Origin of the sequence: Bacillus sp. AFS023182, from assembly GCF_002560575.1 — a bacterium.
Taxonomy (GTDB): Bacteria; Bacillota; Bacilli; order Bacillales; family Bacillaceae_G; genus Bacillus_A; species Bacillus_A arachidis.
In genome coordinates this window covers 40,712-61,925 of record NZ_NTRO01000037.1, presented here as the reverse complement: position 1 = coordinate 61,925, position 21,214 = coordinate 40,712, and the positions used below count along the sequence as shown (strand labels likewise).

At 33.8% G+C, this 21,214-nt stretch carries 18 protein-coding genes and 5 pseudogenes; 7 read left to right on the top strand and 16 right to left on the bottom strand.

All coding sequences use genetic code 11. From position 1 onward, the window contains the following. Positions 1-64: 64 nt before the first annotated feature. A pseudogene (locus CN288_RS30080) lies at positions 65-353 on the bottom strand (hypothetical protein). On the opposite strand from CN288_RS30080, the gene CN288_RS18445 reads away from it, so the two are divergent. Further along, positions 313-807, top strand: a complete 495-nt coding sequence (locus CN288_RS18445; RefSeq protein WP_255260004.1) for an exosporium glycoprotein BclB-related protein — start codon at positions 313-315, stop codon at positions 805-807. The pseudogene CN288_RS30080 and the gene CN288_RS18445 overlap by 41 nt on opposite strands. Positions 808-1,177: 370 nt before the next feature. Then, positions 1,178-1,963, top strand: a complete 786-nt coding sequence (locus CN288_RS18440) for a hypothetical protein (protein WP_098302806.1) — start codon at positions 1,178-1,180, stop codon at positions 1,961-1,963. Positions 1,964-2,065: 102 nt separating this feature from the next. On the opposite strand, the gene rfbD is transcribed toward CN288_RS18440, so the two are convergent. The 10 genes and pseudogenes from rfbD to CN288_RS18395 all read right to left on the bottom strand — a co-directional run bounded on the left by rfbD (position 2,066) and on the right by CN288_RS18395 (position 10,415). Then, positions 2,066-2,908: a dTDP-4-dehydrorhamnose reductase gene (gene rfbD, locus CN288_RS18435; protein WP_098302805.1), complete on the bottom strand. Its 843-nt coding sequence runs from the start codon at positions 2,906-2,908 to the stop codon at positions 2,066-2,068. 6 nt (positions 2,909-2,914) lie between these two features. Beyond that, positions 2,915-3,886: a dTDP-glucose 4,6-dehydratase gene (rfbB, locus tag CN288_RS18430; protein ID WP_098302804.1), complete on the bottom strand. Its 972-nt coding sequence runs from the start codon at positions 3,884-3,886 to the stop codon at positions 2,915-2,917. Then, positions 3,883-4,449 carry a dTDP-4-dehydrorhamnose 3,5-epimerase gene (gene rfbC, locus CN288_RS18425; RefSeq protein ID WP_098302803.1) on the bottom strand — a complete coding sequence of 189 codons (567 nt, stop codon included), beginning with the start codon at positions 4,447-4,449 and terminating at the stop codon, positions 3,883-3,885. The genes rfbB and rfbC overlap by 4 nt, the downstream gene beginning before the upstream one ends. After that, positions 4,446-5,195 carry a sugar phosphate nucleotidyltransferase gene (locus CN288_RS18420; RefSeq protein ID WP_098302802.1) on the bottom strand — a complete coding sequence of 250 codons (750 nt, stop codon included), beginning with the start codon at positions 5,193-5,195 and terminating at the stop codon, positions 4,446-4,448. The genes rfbC and CN288_RS18420 overlap by 4 nt, the downstream gene beginning before the upstream one ends. Positions 5,196-5,459: 264 nt before the next feature. Next, positions 5,460-6,128 (bottom strand): glycosyltransferase family protein, encoded by a 669-nt coding sequence (locus tag CN288_RS18415; RefSeq protein ID WP_098302817.1) that lies wholly within the window; start codon positions 6,126-6,128, stop codon positions 5,460-5,462. 575 nt (positions 6,129-6,703) lie between these two features. Then, complete coding sequence (locus tag CN288_RS29715; protein ID WP_255260003.1) at positions 6,704-7,375, bottom strand: class I SAM-dependent methyltransferase; 672 nt, start codon at positions 7,373-7,375, stop codon at positions 6,704-6,706. 21 nt (positions 7,376-7,396) lie between these two features. Then, positions 7,397-8,035 (bottom strand): annotated as a pseudogene (locus CN288_RS29710) (glycosyltransferase family protein); the annotation flags it as partial. Positions 8,036-8,439: 404 nt separating this feature from the next. Then, on the bottom strand, positions 8,440-9,063 hold the full coding sequence (locus CN288_RS18405; RefSeq protein WP_098302800.1) for a CmcI family methyltransferase: 624 nt from the start codon (positions 9,061-9,063) through the stop codon (positions 8,440-8,442). Between the two features lie 204 nt (positions 9,064-9,267). Further along, positions 9,268-9,402: a glycosyltransferase gene (locus CN288_RS30075; RefSeq protein WP_098302816.1), complete on the bottom strand. Its 135-nt coding sequence runs from the start codon at positions 9,400-9,402 to the stop codon at positions 9,268-9,270. A gap of 147 nt (positions 9,403-9,549) precedes the next feature. Next, a pseudogene (locus CN288_RS18395) lies at positions 9,550-10,415 on the bottom strand (NAD-dependent epimerase/dehydratase family protein). 595 nt (positions 10,416-11,010) lie between these two features. Here CN288_RS18395 and CN288_RS18390 point away from each other — a divergent pair. Then, complete coding sequence (locus CN288_RS18390) at positions 11,011-12,216, top strand: glycosyltransferase (RefSeq protein WP_141527983.1); 1,206 nt, start codon at positions 11,011-11,013, stop codon at positions 12,214-12,216. A 111-nt stretch (positions 12,217-12,327) separates the two neighbouring features. Here CN288_RS18390 and CN288_RS18385 read toward each other — a convergent pair. Beyond that, a pseudogene (locus CN288_RS18385) lies at positions 12,328-12,607 on the bottom strand (SDR family oxidoreductase); the annotation flags it as partial. Between the two features lie 478 nt (positions 12,608-13,085). Between CN288_RS18385 and CN288_RS18375 the strand changes: the two are divergent. Together CN288_RS18375 and CN288_RS29705 are read left to right on the top strand one after the other, a co-directional pair. Continuing rightward, a complete protein-coding gene (locus CN288_RS18375; protein ID WP_176527697.1) occupies positions 13,086-13,316 on the top strand; it encodes a CGEA protein in 231 nt (76 codons plus the stop codon). Between the two features lie 29 nt (positions 13,317-13,345). Further along, complete coding sequence (locus tag CN288_RS29705) at positions 13,346-13,561, top strand: hypothetical protein (RefSeq protein ID WP_255260001.1); 216 nt, start codon at positions 13,346-13,348, stop codon at positions 13,559-13,561. A gap of 281 nt (positions 13,562-13,842) precedes the next feature. On the opposite strand, the gene CN288_RS29700 is transcribed toward CN288_RS29705, so the two are convergent. Further along, entirely contained in the window at positions 13,843-13,992 is a 150-nt protein-coding gene (locus CN288_RS29700; protein ID WP_255260000.1) for a hypothetical protein, read from the bottom strand. Between the two features lie 777 nt (positions 13,993-14,769). Between CN288_RS29700 and CN288_RS18360 the strand changes: the two genes are divergently transcribed. Next, complete coding sequence (locus CN288_RS18360; RefSeq protein ID WP_098302798.1) at positions 14,770-15,009, top strand: CGEA protein; 240 nt, start codon at positions 14,770-14,772, stop codon at positions 15,007-15,009. A gap of 28 nt (positions 15,010-15,037) precedes the next feature. Next, positions 15,038-16,003 carry a CgeB family protein gene (locus CN288_RS18355; RefSeq protein ID WP_098302797.1) on the top strand — a complete coding sequence of 322 codons (966 nt, stop codon included), beginning with the start codon at positions 15,038-15,040 and terminating at the stop codon, positions 16,001-16,003. 262 nt (positions 16,004-16,265) lie between these two features. On the opposite strand, the pseudogene CN288_RS30245 reads toward CN288_RS18355, so the two are convergent. From CN288_RS30245 to CN288_RS18340, 3 genes and pseudogenes are all read right to left on the bottom strand, one after another. Beyond that, positions 16,266-16,400, bottom strand: a pseudogene (locus CN288_RS30245) (sugar phosphate nucleotidyltransferase); the annotation flags it as partial. Positions 16,401-16,869: 469 nt separating this feature from the next. After that, positions 16,870-18,105 (bottom strand): surface carbohydrate biosynthesis protein, encoded by a 1,236-nt coding sequence (locus CN288_RS18345; RefSeq protein WP_255259999.1) that lies wholly within the window; start codon positions 18,103-18,105, stop codon positions 16,870-16,872. A gap of 161 nt (positions 18,106-18,266) precedes the next feature. Further along, on the bottom strand, positions 18,267-20,966 hold the full coding sequence (locus tag CN288_RS18340) for a glycosyltransferase (protein WP_255259998.1): 2,700 nt from the start codon (positions 20,964-20,966) through the stop codon (positions 18,267-18,269). Between the last annotated feature and the right edge of the window lie 248 nt (positions 20,967-21,214).

Sequence of the window (21,214 nt, the reverse complement as noted above, 5' to 3'; positions counted from 1 at the left end):
TTTTGGTAAAAAAACGCCCTGTTCTTAGAGCTACCCAGCACCATTGTTTTCTATCGTTCATACACTATATACAAGTTAGACATTTTGAATTATTTTTATCAAAAAGATTAGGAGGAATTAATTTGGATAGGTTTAATAAACATAATTGCATACCACTTAATTGTTTATTTCCCTTACCTGAACCCGGACCGACTGGGCCGACTGGGCCGACTGGACCTGCTGGAACAGGTGGTAATACTGGACCGACTGGACCGACNNGGGCCGACTGGGCCGACTGGTGGTGGTGGTGCTATAGTTCCATATGCATCTGGTTTGCCAGTTGCGTTAGTTAACACTTCTCTTGCAGGGATCATTCAAGCTAGTACTGGCGCTGTCCTTGGATTTGGAAATAGCTTCTTTGGTGTTGGTGTTGATGTTCTTGCGGGGGACATAACTCTAAATGATCCTGATCTCTTGGATTTCGCATTTGTTGCACCTCGTGCTGGAAGAATCACATCATTAGCAGGTTACTTTAATGCTACAGTAGATGTAGGCGTAGGAACAGGATTCCCCGTACAAATTCAGATGCAATTATATTCTTCACCTGGCTCTAGTGATACCTTTACACCAATAGGCACTCCTTTACTATTAAATCCAGCCTTCAATGGAATAGATGCTGGTGATTCTGCAAGTGGGATTATTCCTCAAAATATCAACGTAGCTGCACAAGATAAAATATTACTAGTTATCTCTACACACATACTTGGCACTGGCATTCTCGTTGCCACTATCATTGGATTTGCAAGTGCAGGTATCACATTCGAATAACTAAATTATCACCAGACAATATTACTAGATTGCTTTACGAAAAAGATATATTTTCATCACATAAAAGCTGAACTAATATATTTGAATGAACACTAAAAGAGAATATCGGTTTAAGTAGCAAGAATTCGATATTCAATCGGATTCTTGCTTTTTTCTTTATCTGTTTTCTTATCGCTGTCTGTGGCTATGATTAGAACAAGCAAGAGGCTACAAAGATCCCAAGATTCCTAAATTACTTTGAGTTAAGATGCGCTAAAAAAAGCGCTCCTATTTCGTGGAGTGCCCAGTACCATTATTTTTTATCATTCATACAATGTATAGATGTTTCTCTATTTATTAAATTTCATACAAAAGATTAGGAGGAATTAATTTGGATAGGTTTCATGAACATAACTGCATACCACTAAATTGTTTATTCCCTTTACCTCAACCTGGGCCGACTGGGCCTGCTGGACCGACTGGGCCGACTGGGCCGACTGGGCCGACCGGGCAAGCTGGAACAGGTAATACTGGGCCAACCGGACCTACGGGGCCGACTGGGCCGACTGGGCCGACTGGACAAGGATGTTGTCCATGTAACAACCTGCTCGACAATCCTGGATTTGATGATGCACCGACTGGGGGACTAGATCCGGTTCCAGGTTGGACTCAATCACCGACAGGTGCCCTTGTAGTCGGTCAGCCAGACGCTCACAGCGGCATTTTGCTTTCACCAACCGGTGGCACTCCAGCCACTGAGCCATTACTCCGTATCCAAGCCGTGCAGATTCAACCAGGCGCATTTATTAGCCAGACGGTCCCTGTTAACCCAGGGTGTTGCTATACGCTTTCCTTTGCCGCAGATATAAGGGATGGTGGCATACTCGTAGCTTCTGTATCTTTCCCAGCCCTTGGTCAGGATTGTCCTCCTACTATTGCAGAAATTATTGCAGATGATATCCCACACATTGTACCATCTTCACCTGCACCTCAATCTGGCTTCCAGCATTTCACTCTTGTTATATGTGTGCCTACTGGCATTCCTGTTGTAGACACTGCTTGCATCACTTTCCAAAACGCTGCTACACCAGCCTCACCAGGAGGATCGGCCTTTGTTGACAATATCGTATTCCAACCTACCGGCGGACCTTGTGATTCATGTACGCAGAATTTCTAATTTTGACGAAGTGGCAGCTCCCTAGTGGAGCTGCCATTTACAGGCTGTGGAGAAAGTCTTTTCCACAGCCTGTTTCGTGTTTGAATACTTTTTCATCTGTCATTATGAAATCTCTATTATATATTCTCTTAGCGCTTCCTCCCATTGCCTCATAGGAGCAAAACCATTCAATTCTAGGTACAGATGCTGTAAAACTGAATAGCGTGGTCTTTCTGCTTTCACTCCATATTCTTCAGTTTTTACAGGGATGACTTTAACATCCGCTCCCATTTCCTGAAAAATACGAGTAGCAAACTCAAACCAAGAACATTCTCCCCGATTTGACATGTGGTAGGTTCCATACTGATTTGTTTGTATAATCTCTCTGGTTTTACATACTAGATCTTTTGTATAAGTAGGACTCCCAATTTGATCATACACAACGCGTAGCTCCTTTTTTGTCTGAGCCAACGTCTGCATCGTCCGCACAAAATTTGGACCTTCCCCGCCATACAGCCATGATGTTCTCATAATAAAGTACCGACTGTGAAAGTTTTTTACTGCTTCTTCCCCCGCTAGCTTAGAAGCGCCATATACATTAAGAGGGTTTGTTTGATCAAATTCGTGATAATCACGCGTTTGCATTCCATCAAATACATAATCCGTACTAAAATAAACCAGTTTCGCTCCTATTTCTTCCGAAGCTACTGCTACGTTTCTTGCCCCCAATGCATTTACAGCATATGCTTCTTTCCAATTTTCTTCAGCAGCATCTACTTTTGTATACGCAGCACAGTGAAGGACGAGGTCTGGTTTTAGGCTTTTCATGATAGGAATAAGTGACGTAGCGTCTGTAACATCTAATTCTTTCCTTGTGAAATGATACAATGTACATTCCTTTTCTGCAAAATACGCAACAAATTCTTTACCAAGCTGGCCTCCTGCTCCTGTAACGAGTACTTTCACTTTATCTCACCTACTCTTCAACGGCTTCCACCATTGTTCATTCTTCATATACCATTCTATTGTGTCCTCCAAACCTTTTGTAAATGAGTATACCGGTTTCCATCCCAACTCTCTCTGTAACTTAGACGAATCAATCGCGTATCGCCAATCATGAGCAAGGCGGTCTGGAACGAATGATATCATACGCTTTGATTTTCCTAGCTTCTCTAAAATCATTTCCACAATCTCTATGTTTCTCTTTTCATTATTGCCTCCAACATTATATATTTCTCCGTCTCTTCCATTATGCAGAACTAAATCAATTGCTGTGCAATGATCGAATACATGAAGCCAATCCCGCACGTTTTGTCCCGTCCCGTATACAGGAAGTTTCTTATCTTCCATTGCATTTGTAATCATAAGCGGAATGAGTTTCTCTGGATATTGATATGGACCATAATTGTTAGAACAGCGTGTAACAATTACAGGAAGTTTGTACGTTTCGAAATAAGAAAGAGCGATTAAATCCGAACTGGCTTTACTAGAAGAATAAGGGCTATTTGGTGAGATAGGAGTCTCTTCCGTAAAATGACCCATTTCTCCTAGAGATCCGTACACTTCATCTGTTGAAATGTGAAGAAATCGCTGAACACCGAAAGCTTTAGCAGCTTCTAATAATACAGCTGTTCCTACTATGTTTGTCGTATAAAATTCCATAGGACCTTGTATACTTCTGTCTACATGCGATTCCGCTGCAAAGTGCACAATACTATCAATTTTGTAATCTTGCATTACAGCTTGAATTTTCTCAGCATCTCTTATATCTCCTTGTATAAAGATATAATTACTAAGAGACTCTATATCCTTGATACTAGATAAATTGCCAGCGTATGTTAACAAATCATAATTAATAACACGGGAACCAGGATACTTCTTGAGAAAATAACGGACAAAGTTACTACCGATAAATCCTGCTCCTCCTGTGACTAGTACATTCATGTCGATATCTCCTTAAATTGAAAGTAATGAGTGGTTTCGTTGAACTTAGGCAACATGCCATCTTTCTCTGATAAAACCGGGTTACTTACGGGCCATGAAATAGCAAATTCTTCATCATTCCATGCGATTCCACTATCACATGACGCGTCGTAAAATTCATCTACTTTATAATGGACAATTGTGTGAGGAACAAGTGTACAAAAGCCATGTGCAAATCCTTTTGGTACAAGTAACAGTCGATGATTATCACCTGTTAACAAAAATGCTTGCCATTTCCTATAGGTTGGAGATCCCTTCCTCAAATCCACAATCACATCAAAAATCGCACCTTGTATGACCTGCACGAGCTTTGTTTGTGCTCTTGGCTCCAGCTGAAAATGCAGCCCTCTTATCACACCTGCTTCCTTTGAATACGATGTATTATCCTGTACAAATTTGTGATGGATGCCGAATTGCTGCAGTACCTTTTCATTATAGCTTTCTTTAAAATACCCGCGCGCATCATGAAACACACTTGGCTCAATTAACTTAACATCAGAAAGAGATGCAGAAATCGTCTTCAACTCTTCCCTCCCCCTCCATTAAACTCATCACCAAAATCTACATGTTGCGCTAATGTATTCGCTTTATGCAGTGAAGGGTGCGTCCCGGCATCCGTCCACCACCCCTGTAGTGTATCGTAGGTTAGCACACCTCTTGCTAAATATTCATTATTAATATCGGTTACCTCTAACTCTCCTCGTTGAGAAGGTTTCAACTGACTAATCATGGAAAACACACTGCTATCATACATATAAATCCCGATTACAGCATAGTTACTTTTTGGAGAAGCTGGTTTTTCTTCAATGCATACAATCTTACCACCTTGAATATGAGGGACCCCAAAACGCTGCGGGTCAGCTACTTCTTTTAAAAGAATTCTTGCTCCTGCCCCTTGCTTTCTGTAATTTTCTACATACGGTTTCAAGCTGTCAGAAAAAACATTATCACCTAAAACGACAATCATCTTCTCATTCCCCACAAACGTCTCACATAATCCAAGCGCTTCAGCAATTCCTCCAGCTTTCTCTTGTACGCGATATGTGAAGGACACCCCAAAATCGGCTCCACTACCAAGAAAACTGACTACATCACCCATATGTTCTTTCCCGGTAATGACAATAATATCTGTAATGCCACATTCCCGAAGCTTATATACAGAGTGATAAATCATTGGATAACGACCGACGGGCAGCAAATGTTTATTTGTGACCTTTGTAATCGGGTACAATCGAGATCCAGTTCCACCGGCAAGGATAATCCCTTTCATTTTATCCCTCCCCCTTCAAAACATTTTTATTTTTGGTTCATACACTACAACTTTCAATCTCCATACATTATCAGTTGGATCCTACAAACTCTCTGCATACCCTATATATGTGCATACTGCTTTTCTATATTCCTCTTTATCTCATTCCTTGCTTGTAAAGGGGCTTATCTTCCATTAAAGAAATACTAAACCGTTTATACGCTCTTCTGTTCTATCATCTAAAAATATTGGCACATTTAATCTCTCACTTTACTATCTATGGTTTTATAAAAAGGGCATATATTCTTGTATAAATACCTTTCTATACGCTTCATATGAAAGCGCATCAAAGTCATCCCCGCAATAATGTATACACCATGATTCTAATTGACTTGCTACCCCTACTTTATATCCTTTCTTAAGAAACTCTAAACACTGCGAAATATCATAAAAGTGGTAGCCCGTAAACAGATCTTCCCGCCAAGGTAAATCATATTGTGTAACCATTAACAAACCATCTATCGCTTGCACGGGCACATAAGGTAAACGATGCTCGTGCTGATCAAACGTAAGAGTGCGAAAAGCTCCTCTTCTCTCCTCAATAACTTTCCCAACCATCTCCGTTCCCTCCCACCATATCCCACTCTTAGGGATGTTTTTACATCCAATCATTCCAAGCATTCCCAACGAAGAATCATTTTGAAATAAAGATAATACGTTAAATAAAAAATAGGGGGAAATAATGAATGTATCTTGATGTAGATAAATTTTATACTTGGCATCATGTAGCATCGCTTCATTGTATCCTTGTGTCATACTTTGAGAATTACGAACCGCTAAGAATTCTATAGTATACGTTTCTGGAACATACAAAAATTTTATATGCCGCTTACATTTTTCATATAAATGGTCATCATTTACACAAGTAACAAATAAAAATGTATTTTCAGCCATTTCCAAATTCAACCTCCTTAAATTTGTAGTTTAAGAACTAGTTGAAAATATAATTTGTAAATGAAGCAACAGTCCCAGTACCTTTATTACTGTTTAAGGTTGCATGTAATTTTAAAAGCAAACAGAGTGTAACAGCTCCATTATTATTTAGAGGTAATATTTTATTTTCCTCAACCGTTTCAAAACCTTGATTACGGCAAAATTAGATCCGCCTGCTGTTCTAACCATCATTTAGCTGCATTTGATAAACAATTATTTAATTTCGTCTTTTATGTAAAGAAAAATACTCGCTACACACTGCTTTTTACGCTCTAACTTATCCTACTTCAGAATAATCATATGAATCTCCAAATGCCTTTAAACAACTCATATCTTTTATTTTCCTTACACATTATATTTACTACCTACATATATATGTCTTTCGTACAAGCGATATAGTTGAAAACGGAAAATAAAGAAAGTTTTTTCATCACCCTATTGTGTAAAAAATAACCATTCACTAAATTTTTGAAGCCCCTTCATAAGAAAGGGCTTTCTCATCAGTTATGAGAAAGCCACAGTAATTAAATTCTATTTTACATTTCATAATTTCGCTGTAATATTTCTTTGTTCTCTAAGACAGTTTTAAAAATTTCACTATGTCCCTTTGGAAAAAGAACCCCTAATCCAAATGAATGCCTAAATTCAATAGAAGGATATTGATTCTTTAAAGTATTCCACAATTTATAAACACCAAATCCCTTATCCATCACAGTAATATCATGAAATAAAACAATCCCCTCATCCGCTACTTTAGGTAACCACGTTTGAAAATCATGTGAAACTGCTTCATAAGAATGACACCCATCAATATGAAGAATATCAACTGTTCCATCTTGAAACATCTCTAAAGCCTCATCAAATGTATTCCGAACTAAAGTCGCTATATTAGGATAGAATTTATTGACCACTCCTTTAACAGTTTGATAAACATCTTCTCCATAAGAACCACAATGTTGATCACCTTTCCAAGTGTCAACTGCAAAACATTTAGTTGATAAATCCCCGTCTTTCACAGCCTGACAGAAACTATAAAACGAGGCTCCATAGTGTGTACCTAATTCAACAATTTTTTTAGGCTTCATAAATCTTACTAAATCATATCCAAAATTTAGATGTCCAGCCCATGCTGACATGCTTATCACAGTAGGATTATAATTATTTATTTCACTTAAAACATTATTATTTTTTTTCCATTCATGATGTATTAAGTCTGGATAATTTTCAAGAAATATTTGTCTTTCTTTTTCAAATCCCTCATAACTGATAATACCGCAATCATGTATGCACCACGGTGCATCTTGCTTAGGGACTCCTATATCATAACCATGATTAATGAATTCAAAACATTGAGATATATCATAGAAATGCCATCCTTGAAATAAATCTTCTCTCCAAGAAAGATCATATTGCGTAGCCATGATTAATCCATCAATGGCTTTTACCTTTTCATACTCATTTTCTACATTATACCTTCCGGTTAAAGACAATTGTCCTTTTCCTGCTGGAGTATGATAGACCACTCCATAAGGTTGATTACTTTCCCACCATACTCCTTTTGGTACTGTTTTTGAACCAATTACTCCAATCATTCCTAATTTAGCATTTTTCTTAAACAGTTCAAGTATATCAAATATAAATTTTTTATTAATAATTAAAACGTCTTGATGTAAATATACTTTATATTTAGCATCACTTTTTTTCATTCCTTGGTTATAGCCAGAAGTCATACTCTGGGCCCCTTCAATCGAAATAATTTCTATTTCATAGCCTTTAGGTATTTCTAATTGTTGAAGATGACTTAAAGCTATACTGTATTCAGCAGAATCACAAACACAGGATATGAAACATATTTTCTTATCATTCATTTAATCATCACCTTAACAAGTCAAATTTATTTTACCCTTTGAACATTAAACATGAAATTTATAAATCCATACATTTGGTAATGAAATACAAAATAAATTATAGAATATTCACAGACTTTAACCCTACAACCTACAATACTAACTAAATTTCAATCTCTAGCTTCTCTCTTGAAAAAAGCCTAACTTCAGTTTACGTAATACCTCTTTTTTTGTTAATAAAAAAAAGGAGGATTAGACAACTTAACTATTATCATTTTATTTACACATTCCTCTTTTATATCCAAAGAGACATAATTCTAAAAGATTATTTATTATTCTCTCCTAATCTATTTCTAAAAAATATAGTTTTTACATATAAGATACACCACATTTTTAATTAAGTTACATATTCTTTAATGTATATTTCATCTTACTTTGTATAAAAAACCGTTAGGATGAAAGGTTACAAAAAACTTATGTTTACTTTCATCTATGACGAACTCATTATTTTCCTTTAAAAATTCTGTTATTGCTTCCATTGGCCCTGGCCCCCAATTTGGTAATACAGGATGGCCATTTATGTTCGTATCTTCTACAACTAAATAGCTTCCTGTATTAACTACTCTACTATATAATTTCAATTCATTTAACACATGATTTTTGCTGTGATCAGAATCCAAAATTACCATGACCACATCTTCCGGATTAATCATGCTTTGTACTTTTTCTATAGCTTCAGAGGATGTCGAAGATGCTCGTAAATAAGTTAATCGTGGGTGAGTAGGAAGATTAAGCTGAGGTGCTATATCGATAGAGAGAACTTGCCCCTTTTGAATTAAGTCCAACATTGATGAAAAAAACAGCGCGCTTCCTCCATCATATGTCCCGCATTCAATAATAAGATCAGGCTTAATCTGATAAATTATTTCCTGATATAAAAATAAATCCAATGGACATTTGTGGATTGGAACACCTAACCATTTGGTGTTTTTGAACCATACTAAGCTATCATAGTAATGTTTATGAAACTCTTGAATAAAATCATTCATATAAAACACCTCCTTTTAATTTTTCATTTTCTCATAAAGGTGTGTGACACCAAACATAATATGTTTAAAAAGAAGAATTATGAATTAATTCATTCCATATATGCTCAATCTTCCTAGTGTATTATAAACCTACTGTAATCTTTTTGATTCCACTAAATTATTTCATACAAAACCTATACCTGAGTGACATATTTCCTATATTGCCTAGTTATATCCAGAGGTAAGACTAGCAGCATTTTCAATAGCTATTGTTTCAATTTCATATCCATCAGGAATTTTTAAGGAATGAATATATCGTAATACCGTGTTATACTCTTCAAAATTGTTACCCCAAGATATAAATCATGCTTTTTTATCGTTCATTTAATCATTCTCTTAGTATGTTAAAGTTTATTTTATTCCTTATACATAACATAAAAATCCCATTTATTAACATATTGGTTAATACAATACAAAATGAATTTTAACTTATTGTATACAAACACTTTATTCTTTACGGAAGAAAGAAATGATCTCTTCCAACCCTTGAAGTAATGAAAATCGCGGGTACCAACTTAAATATTTTCCAGATTTATCATTTGATAAATAACTATGAATAACATCCCCCGGTCTTTCCTCTTTGTATATTCTTTTATCTTCTATTTTCATTAAATTATAAATTGTATCCAGCAGTTCATTGACAGAAATTTGTTGATTCGAACTTATATTACATATTTGATTGTCCGCATTTTTTAATGCTAAGAAGTTAGCATGCACTACATCTTTAACAAAAATAAAATCTCGTGTCTGATTTCCCTTACCATATATAATTGGACTATCATTTTTTAATAAACGATCTATAAAAATGGAAATGACACCAGCTTCTCCATCTGCATTTTGCCTTGCACCATAAACAGTGGAATATCTAAGAATTGTATATTTTAAACCATAAAGCTTTGCAAATAATTAAATATATGCTTCACTGGTCAGTTTTGATAAACCATAAAATGATACAGGATTAAGATCATGGTTCTCATCAATAAGTAAGTATTGGGGATTGCCGTATACAGAAGCAGTTGATGCATAAATAATTTTTTTACATTATACTTTATACAAGCTTGGAGAATATTAACAGTAGTCATGCCATTTTCACTGCAATCGTAAAATGGCTGTTTTACAGATTCCTGTACAGATACTTGTGCCGCTTGATGTATCACAAAATTTGGTTTTTCAGTCATGAAAATTCCATCGATATTTGAGTCCCGTATATCAAAATTGTAGAAGGCAACTTTTGATGGAATATTATACTTATGTCCAGTAACTAAATTATCAATAACCACTGTCTCTATATTGTTTTCCAATAAGGATTCCACAATATGTGAACCAATAAAGCAAGCTCCACCTGTAACTAGAAATTCCAAATATCACCTCCCCCAAAAAGTTATATCTCCTTAAACGTAGAACAACTAAAAATGGTTGATTTTCCGATTAATTAAATAATTATTTCTATAAAATCAATGTTGTTACAATTTATGTTGACTATATTTTTTTGATACAGTAAGCCTTATAACTCTTGAATGCCAGCTTAAAGAGACTCACAAAATTAAATCCGACTGCATATGATAAATCTAGCGCATGCCTAATATGGTTTCCGCGCATAAAGTAAAACAAAATACTTACATGCTTTACCATTGTAATGAATTACGTATATGAAGTTGCACATACCCCATAGCACCCCCAATAGATTGCAAGGCAAATGATTAAAATGGGGAGAATTTGCAAGATTGAAAGTTACTAGCCATACTTTAGAGAACTTATAACTCTTTATTCGCATTTGTTCAAAGTATATGAAATCAGATGTTGTTAAACGAATAAAACCTTTTGAACAAAATAGGGGGGAAAATAGTGGCTAAAAACAAATCAAAAACAACAAAATACCTAAAATTGCAAAAGAAAATATGTCTTTGCATGATTGTAAAAAATGAATCAAAAATTATAGAAAGATGTTTAAATCCGACGAAATCTATCGTTGATTTTGTTTCTATCTGTGATACAGGTTCAACTGATGGAACACCTGAAATTATTGAAAACTGGTGCAGAGAAAATAATATACCTGGTACTGTGCATCATGAACCCTTTAAAAATTTTGGATATAATCGAAGTTTAGCTGTATCTTTGGCTCAAAAAACTTATCCAGAGGCAGATTATTTGTTGTTGCTCGATGCTGATATGGTTTTAGAAGTTAAACCTCATTTTGATAAGTGTAGCTTAGATAAGGACCATTATTTAACTATGCAATATGATAGTCATCTTAAATATTGGCTTTCTCGTCTTCTTAAAACATCTTTACCATGGCGATCCGTTGGAGTTACACATGAATATTGGGATTTAGATCGTTCTAAATTAAAGGCTGAACAGCTTACTTACTTTCATACAGTTGAAAGACTCGATAGTCTGATTATCAATGATCAAGGAGATGGTGGGAGTAAGAGTGATAAATTCGAACGAGATAAACGGTTGCTATTAGAAGGAATTCATGATGAAGCAACCCCGCCCGATTTAAAAATCAGATACATGTTTTACTTAGCACAAACATTATCCATTCTCAATGAACTAGATGAAGCAATCAAATGGTATAAAAAAAGAGTTGAAGCGGGCGGATGGGCGGAAGAAGTATTTTATGCCCTCTTACGAATAGGTCTCTGTTATGAACGTTTGGCAAATACGGCTGCTTTCCAACGCACTCAATTAATCGAAAAGTCAGAACAAAATGATTCAAAGGTTGATCAATCCGAAATTGATACCTTCATCCATCAGGAAGAACAATTTTTTGCTCTTGCCACTACTTATCTTCAGAATGCTTGGGAGTATAGACCCTGTAGAGCCGAACCGTTATCCCACCTTGCAAGAATGTATCGACTGAAAGCTAAAAATAACATAAGTTTGATGTATGCATTACATGGAAAAGAAATTCCTTTTCCAAAAGAAGATATTCTTTTTGTAGATTACCATGTCTACGACTATCTTTTTGATTATGAAATTTCCATATGTGCGTACTATATCGAAAACAAACGCCACTTAGGTCGTGCTGCTCAGAAACGTCTTCAATCTAAAATCAAACAATTACCACTGGATATAGCAAGAGTTGTTGAAAGTAACTCTAAGTTTTATTAATGCCACGACTATAAAATGCATTGATCCACGAATTTGGAACAAAAAACAACTCTCATACCTATCAAAATACGGCATGAGAGTTGTTTTTTATAATCATTTTCTATTCAATTATTACCCTAAAATATGATACCCAGACTCCACATGAATGTGCTCACCAGTAACCCCGCTTGCTAAGTCACTGAATAAGAATAACGCTGTGTTACCAACTTCTTCTTATATTACGTTACGACGAAGTGGTGCACGTTCTTCGATTTGTTTTAAGATGCTGTTGAAATCACCAATCCTTTTTACTGATAACGTACGGATTTTTCCTACTGACACAGGGGACACACAAATATTATGTATGCTATCCTAGGTCATTTGCTAAATACCTTATACTTGTGCCTAGCGAGTCTTAAAGCACCCAAATACTTTTTAATGACATGTAATGTTTCTTTATTAGAATTGTCATCTATAATAAAAAGTTCCCGTTCATTTACGTACACTTTTAATTGCTTTACCCACTAATACAGACTTGTTTAACAAATAAAAATGATTACAACCTTTGAATTCAAAACCAATCCTGTATATAGTAAGTTGATTCATATAGAATTCATCAATATATATAATCTCTCAATTGAATTTTTACTCTTTAGTAGTGTATGAAACTTTCCCGAAAACATATGGCCACTAGCAGGACATGTTAAAGACATACTCCCTCACCTTTCAATTATCTGCATTAGGTAATATAAACTAAAAGCATAAATTTGAATTGGTCTAAAAGGGTGTATTCACTAGGATGTTCTCTGCACAAAAATATATCTATTAGCATATAATATAAGTGTTATTAAATATTAACTTAATGAATAAGAAGGAGGGAACATTTTCCCATGGCATGTGAAAGTAGTATCTGCCGCTTGTTCTCCAACATGTCCCAAGGAGCTATTATAACAGTTGTAGGTAAATCTGGTTATGTATATGGACCAGCCAAGTTTACAAGCTTTAATAAAAATACTTGCATAGTTATATTAGAAGAACAAGATTTGCCCTCTCCAAGTTTTACGACTACTATTCTAATTAGCTGTGACGATATTGAGAGCATCATAGTAATAAATGATTAAAAAATGACCACTACAATTATTGATGTATAGTGAAGCTATTGTATATCTCTTCCGGTTACCCTGGTATTTACAATTATTTAGATGAGAGCATGAAAGCTGTGCCAAACAATAATGACTATGAATGGACCTACTTTCATCCATCGGAGCCGATAGAAAAGCTACAATCTATTGTTGCCACGTTTCAACCACAGCTAGCCCTTACAATATTAGGAGACCGTCTTTCTGTATCAATTATTCAATATTAAAAAAAAGTGGTATAAAGCTGGCATGTTGGATGACTGAAAATCCTTATTATTTTGATAAGACTATTCAAATCATTAATAGATTTGATTATATCTTTACCATCGATACTGAAGGTTTAAAGCACTATCAATCCATTCGCCTATCATCTACTGTTAGGGACAGATCCTACTATCTTTAAGCCTCGGTTAGTGGAACATGCATACAAAAGTGATTTGCTTCTTGTAGGATATCCATATCCCACCAGGGTAAATTTCTTCCATTTCCTTTAACAAAACACTAACTATCAAATCACACTCATTGGAAAAGGCTGGCGTAATAGACTGTACAATTGTTCTTGTATCCGAATGTGCTCTTTTACACTTTCTAGTTGTACTTTTACGACTTCGACCAGATTCAAATTTGGATTTTCTATCATCTCATTAATCTCAGCCAAAGTAAAACCTAACTGTTTAAGTGACATAACTTGTTGCAGCTTTGCAATATCCTTTTTCCCTTATCGGAAGACTGCGAGGGAGAAAACAATCTCATCTTATCATAATGATGGGGCACCCGTACCGTAAGTCCGGTTTGCTTAGCTAGCCCTCTATATTTCCAGGTTTCCCCACCCATAATCAACCCCTCATTTCGTACGATTTAATTTTGCCGGCAACATTACTATACAACCTGACACCGTGTTAGGTTCAAGTAGCTTTTTTAAACTTTTTGCTGTTTATATAAATAACGCCCTTTATATAAAACGCCTTCTTATTTAAGAATCGTGCCCGATTGCGGAATTCATAAATCTTACACCAATATAGCTTTTCAATAAAATGTAACCAAAAACACCTTCTCCTATTTACATTGCATAAAAAAAATCCATTTTGAAAAAATTGATCAAAATGGATTTTTTTATATAAATCTTTATATGGATTTTATAGAAATAACACTGTGTTACCTATTTTTTCATGTTACTTTATGACAATTCCTTGCATTTTCTTCACTTTATTTTCAAATCCCGTTCCCTCTTTTATTAATAACTGCTGAATTTCCTATACTACTCAAATGAACATTATACCGCTCCCAATCATACCTTTTCATGCGCCATGCTAGTGAATATATCCTTAAAAATAAACATTTTAATTTATGAAAGTACTATTTTCACGAAACTCTATCTATTTGCATATAATAGTATATATGTTATCAAATATTAACAAAGGAGGAAGATTTATTTATGTTTCTATGGATATGTAAAAATAGCATCTGCCGTCAATTCTCCAACATACCACTTGGAACGATTATAACAGTTGTAGGTAAATCAGGTTTTGTTTATGGACCAGCCAAATTAACAAACTTTAATAAAAAAACTGGTATCGTTACATTAGAAGAAGAGGCTCTACCATCTCCAAACGTTACAAATGTTATACAAATTAATTGTAAGCAGGTTGAAAGCATCATAACAGCAAAAGATTAAAAATGATGAATACAATTGGTGATATGTAATGAAGTTATTGTATATTTCTTCTGGTTATCTTGGTATTTATGATTATTTAGATCAAAGTATGAAAACTGCGCTTAGTGATAACGGATATAAATGGACCTGCTTTCATCCATCAGAGCCAATAGAAAATATAAGGTCAATTGTTACCACGTTTCAGCCACAAGTAGTCCTAACAATATTAGGAGACAATCTCTCTATACAAGCTATCCAGTATTTTAAAGAGAACGGTATTCAATTGGCTTGTTGGATGACTGAAGACCCTTATTATTTTGATAAGACTTATCAAATCATTGATAGGTTCGACTATATCTTTACCATCGATACTGGAGCTTTAAAACAGTACCAACTCGTTCATCAGAATGCCCACTATTTACCGTTAGGTACGAATCATTCCATTTTTAAACCGCGCTCAGTAGAGCATGTATATAAAAGTGACTTGCTTCTTGTAGGATATCCATATCAGACAAGGGTAAACCTTATTCATTTCCTTCTAAAGAATACAAATTATGCCCTAACACTAATTGGAAAAGGATGGCGTAATAGACTACAAAAGGTCTGGAGAAACAATGCAAGGGTTATGATTGAAGATACATGGATGAATCCAGAAAAGGTTTCTTATTTTTATAGCGGAGCTAGCATTGTATTAAACCCTCATCGAAGTAACAATTTCTTATATAATCAGAATACGTCCAAGGTTATGAACGAAAGCATTAATAATCGAACGTTTGATATTGCAGCATGTGGAGCTTTTCAATTAATAGAGGAAAAACCTAATCTTCGTTCTTTCTTTACTGAAGAAGAAATGATATCTTATCAGGGTTATGAAGATTGCCTATGTAAAGTGATTACCTATATGAATGATAAAAAAAAGAAGGAGATTATTGCTCAAAAAGCTCAAAAAACAGTTATAGGACAGCATACATTTCGCCAAAGAATAAAAGAAATGATGAAGATTATTCAATCATAAAAATCATGTTCTACAACGAATATAACTCATCAAAAAAAATAATATCTAATATCCATTCATTACACTCTAAACAATCTGTGTTTAAACCAAAACTTATTGGAGACAAATCTTACTTTCCACATTATAAAAAAGAAAAATCATCGGTCATATTATCGATGATTTTTCTTTTTATAAAGCATTTCATTAACCTATCTTTCTAGGAATATATAAACGAAACGATTTCAAGCATATAAAAAATGTACCAAAAAACTTAGATACAACCTTCACATTCTTTTAGCTTACAAACTGAATGATAAATCATTGGATAACGTCCAACAGGTAGCAAATGTTTATTGGTCACTCTAGTGATAGGATATAATCTCAATCCTGTACCTCCAGCTAAAATAATCCCTTTCATAAAATTACTCCCTTTTTCTCTAACAATCTGAAACGTACCCCAATGTTTTAAGTAAAAATAGAGTAATATTCATATTTCTGAAGTATCTAAAGGTCATCTCCCACATCCCCCCATTGTACTAATAAAATTTCTTTGCAGTATTAATACCATTCCTTATGACCCATTTTTATTCTTCATCTTTGCATAAATACTTTTCTTGCTAAGCGCATGATACCCAATGAATAAAATCCCCTTATTATTTTCTCGAAAATCTCCGGCTACTAAGATGCCTTTAAAAATGGCTCATTGAATTAACAATCGTAAATTTCTTTCTAACAACGGTTTCAAAACTAAATGCTATAATTAATTTATTATACAAAAACACGCTTTAGAAACTTTGATTCTTCATTCTATGAAATAATAAAAACCCTTGTTACCAAGGATTTTTATCTAACTAAGGAAGTTACGTTAAGCCCCATAGAAAAAGGACTCAACTGTTATTAGATATTATTTCAAATAAATCAGGAGCTAATGTTCGAACACTCACTTCATTTTTATTCATTTCTATTAAATCCAATTTTTCAAAGAAACTTTTTATTTCTTCCTCTGAAGTCAACGTATGATCCCCTTTTATTGTAGAGAGCGCTCTTACTGAAGATTCCTCAATGGAACTTTCACCCGTGAAACTGATTGTATCTAATAAACGGATAATGTTTTGATAAGCATAATTTTCTACATCCATGGACCCATAATAATTTTTTGATAGACTTTTTTTCCCTTCACCTATTTCCCCTTTAGATAAACAGAAGTCGACTAAGTTGAATACTTCACTACTATTCACTGATTTATAGGTAACTGCATTAGGTAAATATTTTTTCTCTTTTTCATAATTAATTGGCATATAAGCAATGACTGGTTTATCAAGTAACAAAGCTTCAATGCCTGTCGTACAACGATTGTGTATCACGACTTTTGAGGCCAAAATCCACATAACCACATTACCATCATGGGCAACAAACACATTTTTATAATCCGACAATTCTTTTCGATAACTATCTACATTTTCATGAATATGAGGACGAACAACAATATTGAGATTCGGATATTTCTCACTTAATTCTTTAATTAATTGGATAAAATGTTCGTATACCTTCTTTATATAATGTTCGTTAGGATTGAACCCTCTTATAAAGTGATTATATTGCGTAAATCTTGTATTTACTAAAATAAAGTCTCCAAACCGCTGTTCAATCATTTTCACTTCATCATTATATAACCCCCGGAACTTTTTCTTGAGTAAATCGAACCGTGGATGACCAGTTAAATGAAATTTCCCCTTAAATTTAGGAAAAGTATTTGTAACTATTTCTTTATGAGCATCTCCCCAGCAATATACATGCTCAAGTATTTTAACATACGTATCATCTTTTCCAAGACGACTATAATTATTACTATTAAGGAATAATCCTTCTTCTTCATCCAATTCAACAATAGAATAGCCTAGTTTGTATGCACGAGTCATATATTCTTTCCTTGCATCACCGTAAGGAGTTCCCTTTGAACAAATGATGCCCTTAGGTAATAACTCCAAGTGAGAGAGAATAGGCGTGTGCGTTCCCAGAATAATTCGATAATTTTCTTTAATTGCATAATAGGTTAAGAGTAATTTTGCGTCTAATTCCCTTGTTTTTGATTCAATTGGTAAGTAGAGAAACTTTTGTGACATAATCATCACCCCTTCTTATTTTTTCAATCGAAAATAACCTTGTCTTCAGTATCATTTATTATATTCTTTCTTATAAAAGACAGCACAAAGACAATAATGGCATTTATTACATAAAAAATTCCTATTTTCAATACAAATCTATTAGATATGTGGATCTTATCCTAAAATTCATTTCCTTCCCGCAAATCTCTTAATTTCTTTGCTTTTTCGTGGATTTGTTCTCTATTTTTTAATAAGTTTTTTAATAAATTTAATATTTCATTACTATTCATGTTGTCAAGAATCCATCCACACTGATATTTTTCTACTCGTTCAGCAGGGGCGCCTAGATTAAATGTAATAATGGGGTATCCCGATAACATTGCTTCACTTGTTGTATAGGAATATGTTTCAGGGCAAATGGACGGATTAATAACCAATGCTATTTCATTTTGAGCTAATATATCAGATAAATTATCCACTTGATATCTTCCTGTGACTTCAAACTTTCCTTCAGCACTTTTGTGTGGATTAAAATGAATATTTGTTATACCAATCACTTTTATATTTATTGGTAAATTTTCTTTAACAATTAAATCCTTTAGCTCATATATAATACTTGATCCTTTCGGATAATCAATGGCTCCCATAAAAGCAATATTCAAAACTTTTTTATTTAAAAACTCCTCCTTAAAGGAATATGATATTTTTGGATTAATAACATGCTCTCTTACTTCAATCTCAATATCTTTATAGTATTTTAGAATAATATCTTTCGTGTTATGACTAGGGGTAATTACCTTTTTCGCACCCATTAAAAAAGAATGAAACGCTTCTCTCCAACCTTCAATATGAATAGCTTCTTTCGGAAATATTTTTGCAATACATCCCTGACAGATATCTACATTTGTTTCAGCATTACAATACTTCTTTTGATGATTTATTAAATTATAGCTTGGGCAAACACAATAAAAATCATGAATATAAAAATAATAATCCACAAGTGAGTGTTTTATTAAACGAAACATTTTTTCAATGGGATACTTAAATAAATGATTAATAAAAATCAAATCAATGTTTAGGGCACTTAATAATTTTTTAAAGTTCATTTCAGTTAGTTTACTTATTTCAAGATTATAATTTATTGGTTCGGAATGATTATGATCAGTTAAAATCACATAATCTGTCCCAGGTGTTAACGTGTATATTCTCTCATCATCTTCTAATGTTTTTATATAGTTAGTTTGATAGATTGAGGCACCGCCACCTAAGCCATGATCGATAAATAATCTGCCCTTTCTATAAGAATATTTATCGGCAACCATTATACTTTTCATGAATTCTCTTATATTTTTTATTGGATCCAGCCTTATAAAGTCTTGTATGATTTTATTATAATCTGGGTATCGGTTAAGTAGTTTTTTTAAATTACTTGACATTAACTCTTGTTTACTTCCATCTATTTGATTAAAACTTACACCATGTTTATGATAAACAAACACATTTGGAATCAATATATTTTGATATCCTTTATGACGTGCTCCCATACACCAATCATTTTCCTCGCCATACCCCTTTCCAAAAACCTCGTCATCAAAGATTCCGATATCATGAATAATATTTCTATTTAATGCCATACAGAAGCCTACACCTGTTGGGATTACTATCCCTTTGTTAATGACATATTTTGAAAAATAAGCATCGACTTCATTTGCAGTCATATTGTAGGGCAATTCATTATCTTGAACAAAATTAGGATAGGAACAAATCGTAGCACTATTTGAGAAAGGAGTAACGGATGAAATTTTATCATTTACTAAAATAGGGTTGATTAAGCGCCGAAAACAATGAGGTGGAATTTCTGTATCGCTATTTAATAAGATGGGGTGATTCGTTGTTAAAAGTAAGCCTTTATTAATACTTTGTACATATCCTAAGTTTTTATCATTGTGTATAACCACTAATTTTTTTAAGCTTTGAGGTAATTTGTTAGATTTCAAGCTTTCCAAAAAACGATATATCCGTTGATCTGTACTAGCATCATTAATCAAAAATAAATTACAACGAATGTCTATATTATTGTATATACTTTCTATACATCTCTTTGTAAATTCGTAGCCATTATATATTGGTATAATCACATCCACTTCAGTATCTTCAAGTAATTCATTATTATATTCAATATAATTGGATTCATTTAATGTTTCTAAACTAAATTGATTAAGAATAGAATCATTTAAAAAAGATGGTTTATCAGCTTCCTCATTTGTATTCGAAATAGATTGGATATATGTTGGCTTTTCGTAGTTCCAATTTAAAATCAATCCTTGTTCGTCACCATTTAGACATTTATCCATATGGAGCTTAATCTCTTTTTCGTTTCTTGAATAACCCCAAATCCTCAAACTATTCATTTCCCCTTCAAAATATCCGTATGCTCCACATCCTCCAATACTTCCTGAGGCAAAGACATTAGTCTTAGTACTTTTTAATCCTCTTTTTACAAAACTTCCATTCACATATAAATTTGGAGTTTTATTTTCATAAACAATAGCTATATGAGTCCAATCATCTATTTTTATTTCATATGTGAGTAGAGGTGGTAAATAATTAAAACTGTGTTCATATACCGTTATACCATTCGTTCCAACCGATACTCCGGCACCCGATTCATCTTTTCGTTCAATTACAGGATGCCCTGGACCAATAATATATCTTTGACCAAAAATTCCATGTTTTCCCTGATCCGATTCCTCATTTAATTGAATTTCCTTTTGAGGATTTATCCAAAATTCATAGGTAAAATCATTTTTAATATTTCTAAACAAGTCCTTGGTCATTACTATTTCTTGCCCGTTAAAATTTAAAAACCCTTGAAACACATTGTTCACCCTCGCTTATATAATTCAAAAAACCCAAAAATAACTATTAAAATTAAAAAATATATATTTTTTTATTAATTAATTGCACCATTCAACATCTATTTCAAAGTTCTTTGAATTACGTGTTTTTATTACTAAAGATACATTTCTATTATTTAAGTTCTTTAATCAACTAGTTGTACACGATCGATGTTTTTATTAATTACTAATTAGTGGTATAAACTATGCGATCGAACAATAGAAAGCAG

What these genes read in the sequence shown, in the direction of transcription:
- CN288_RS18420 (WP_098302802.1), bottom strand. Translation starts at nt 5,195, where the DNA reads ATGAAAGGGATTATCCTTGCCGGTGGAACTGGATCTCGATTGTACCCG.
- CN288_RS18375 (WP_176527697.1), top strand. Translation starts at nt 13,086, where the DNA reads ATGGCATGTGAAAGTAGTATCTGCCGCTTGTTCTCCAACATGTCCCAA.
- CN288_RS18405 (WP_098302800.1), bottom strand. Translation starts at nt 9,063, where the DNA reads ATGAATGATTTTATTCAAGAGTTTCATAAACATTACTATGATAGCTTA.
- rfbB (WP_098302804.1), bottom strand. Translation starts at nt 3,886, where the DNA reads ATGAATGTACTAGTCACAGGAGGAGCAGGATTTATCGGTAGTAACTTT.
- CN288_RS18355 (WP_098302797.1), top strand. Translation starts at nt 15,038, where the DNA reads ATGAAGTTATTGTATATTTCTTCTGGTTATCTTGGTATTTATGATTAT.
- CN288_RS18390 (WP_141527983.1), top strand. Translation starts at nt 11,011, where the DNA reads ATGATTGTAAAAAATGAATCAAAAATTATAGAAAGATGTTTAAATCCG.
- CN288_RS18360 (WP_098302798.1), top strand. Translation starts at nt 14,770, where the DNA reads ATGTTTCTATGGATATGTAAAAATAGCATCTGCCGTCAATTCTCCAAC.
- CN288_RS18415 (WP_098302817.1), bottom strand. Translation starts at nt 6,128, where the DNA reads ATGGCTGAAAATACATTTTTATTTGTTACTTGTGTAAATGATGACCAT.
- CN288_RS18345 (WP_255259999.1), bottom strand. Translation starts at nt 18,105, where the DNA reads ATGTCACAAAAGTTTCTCTACTTACCAATTGAATCAAAAACAAGGGAA.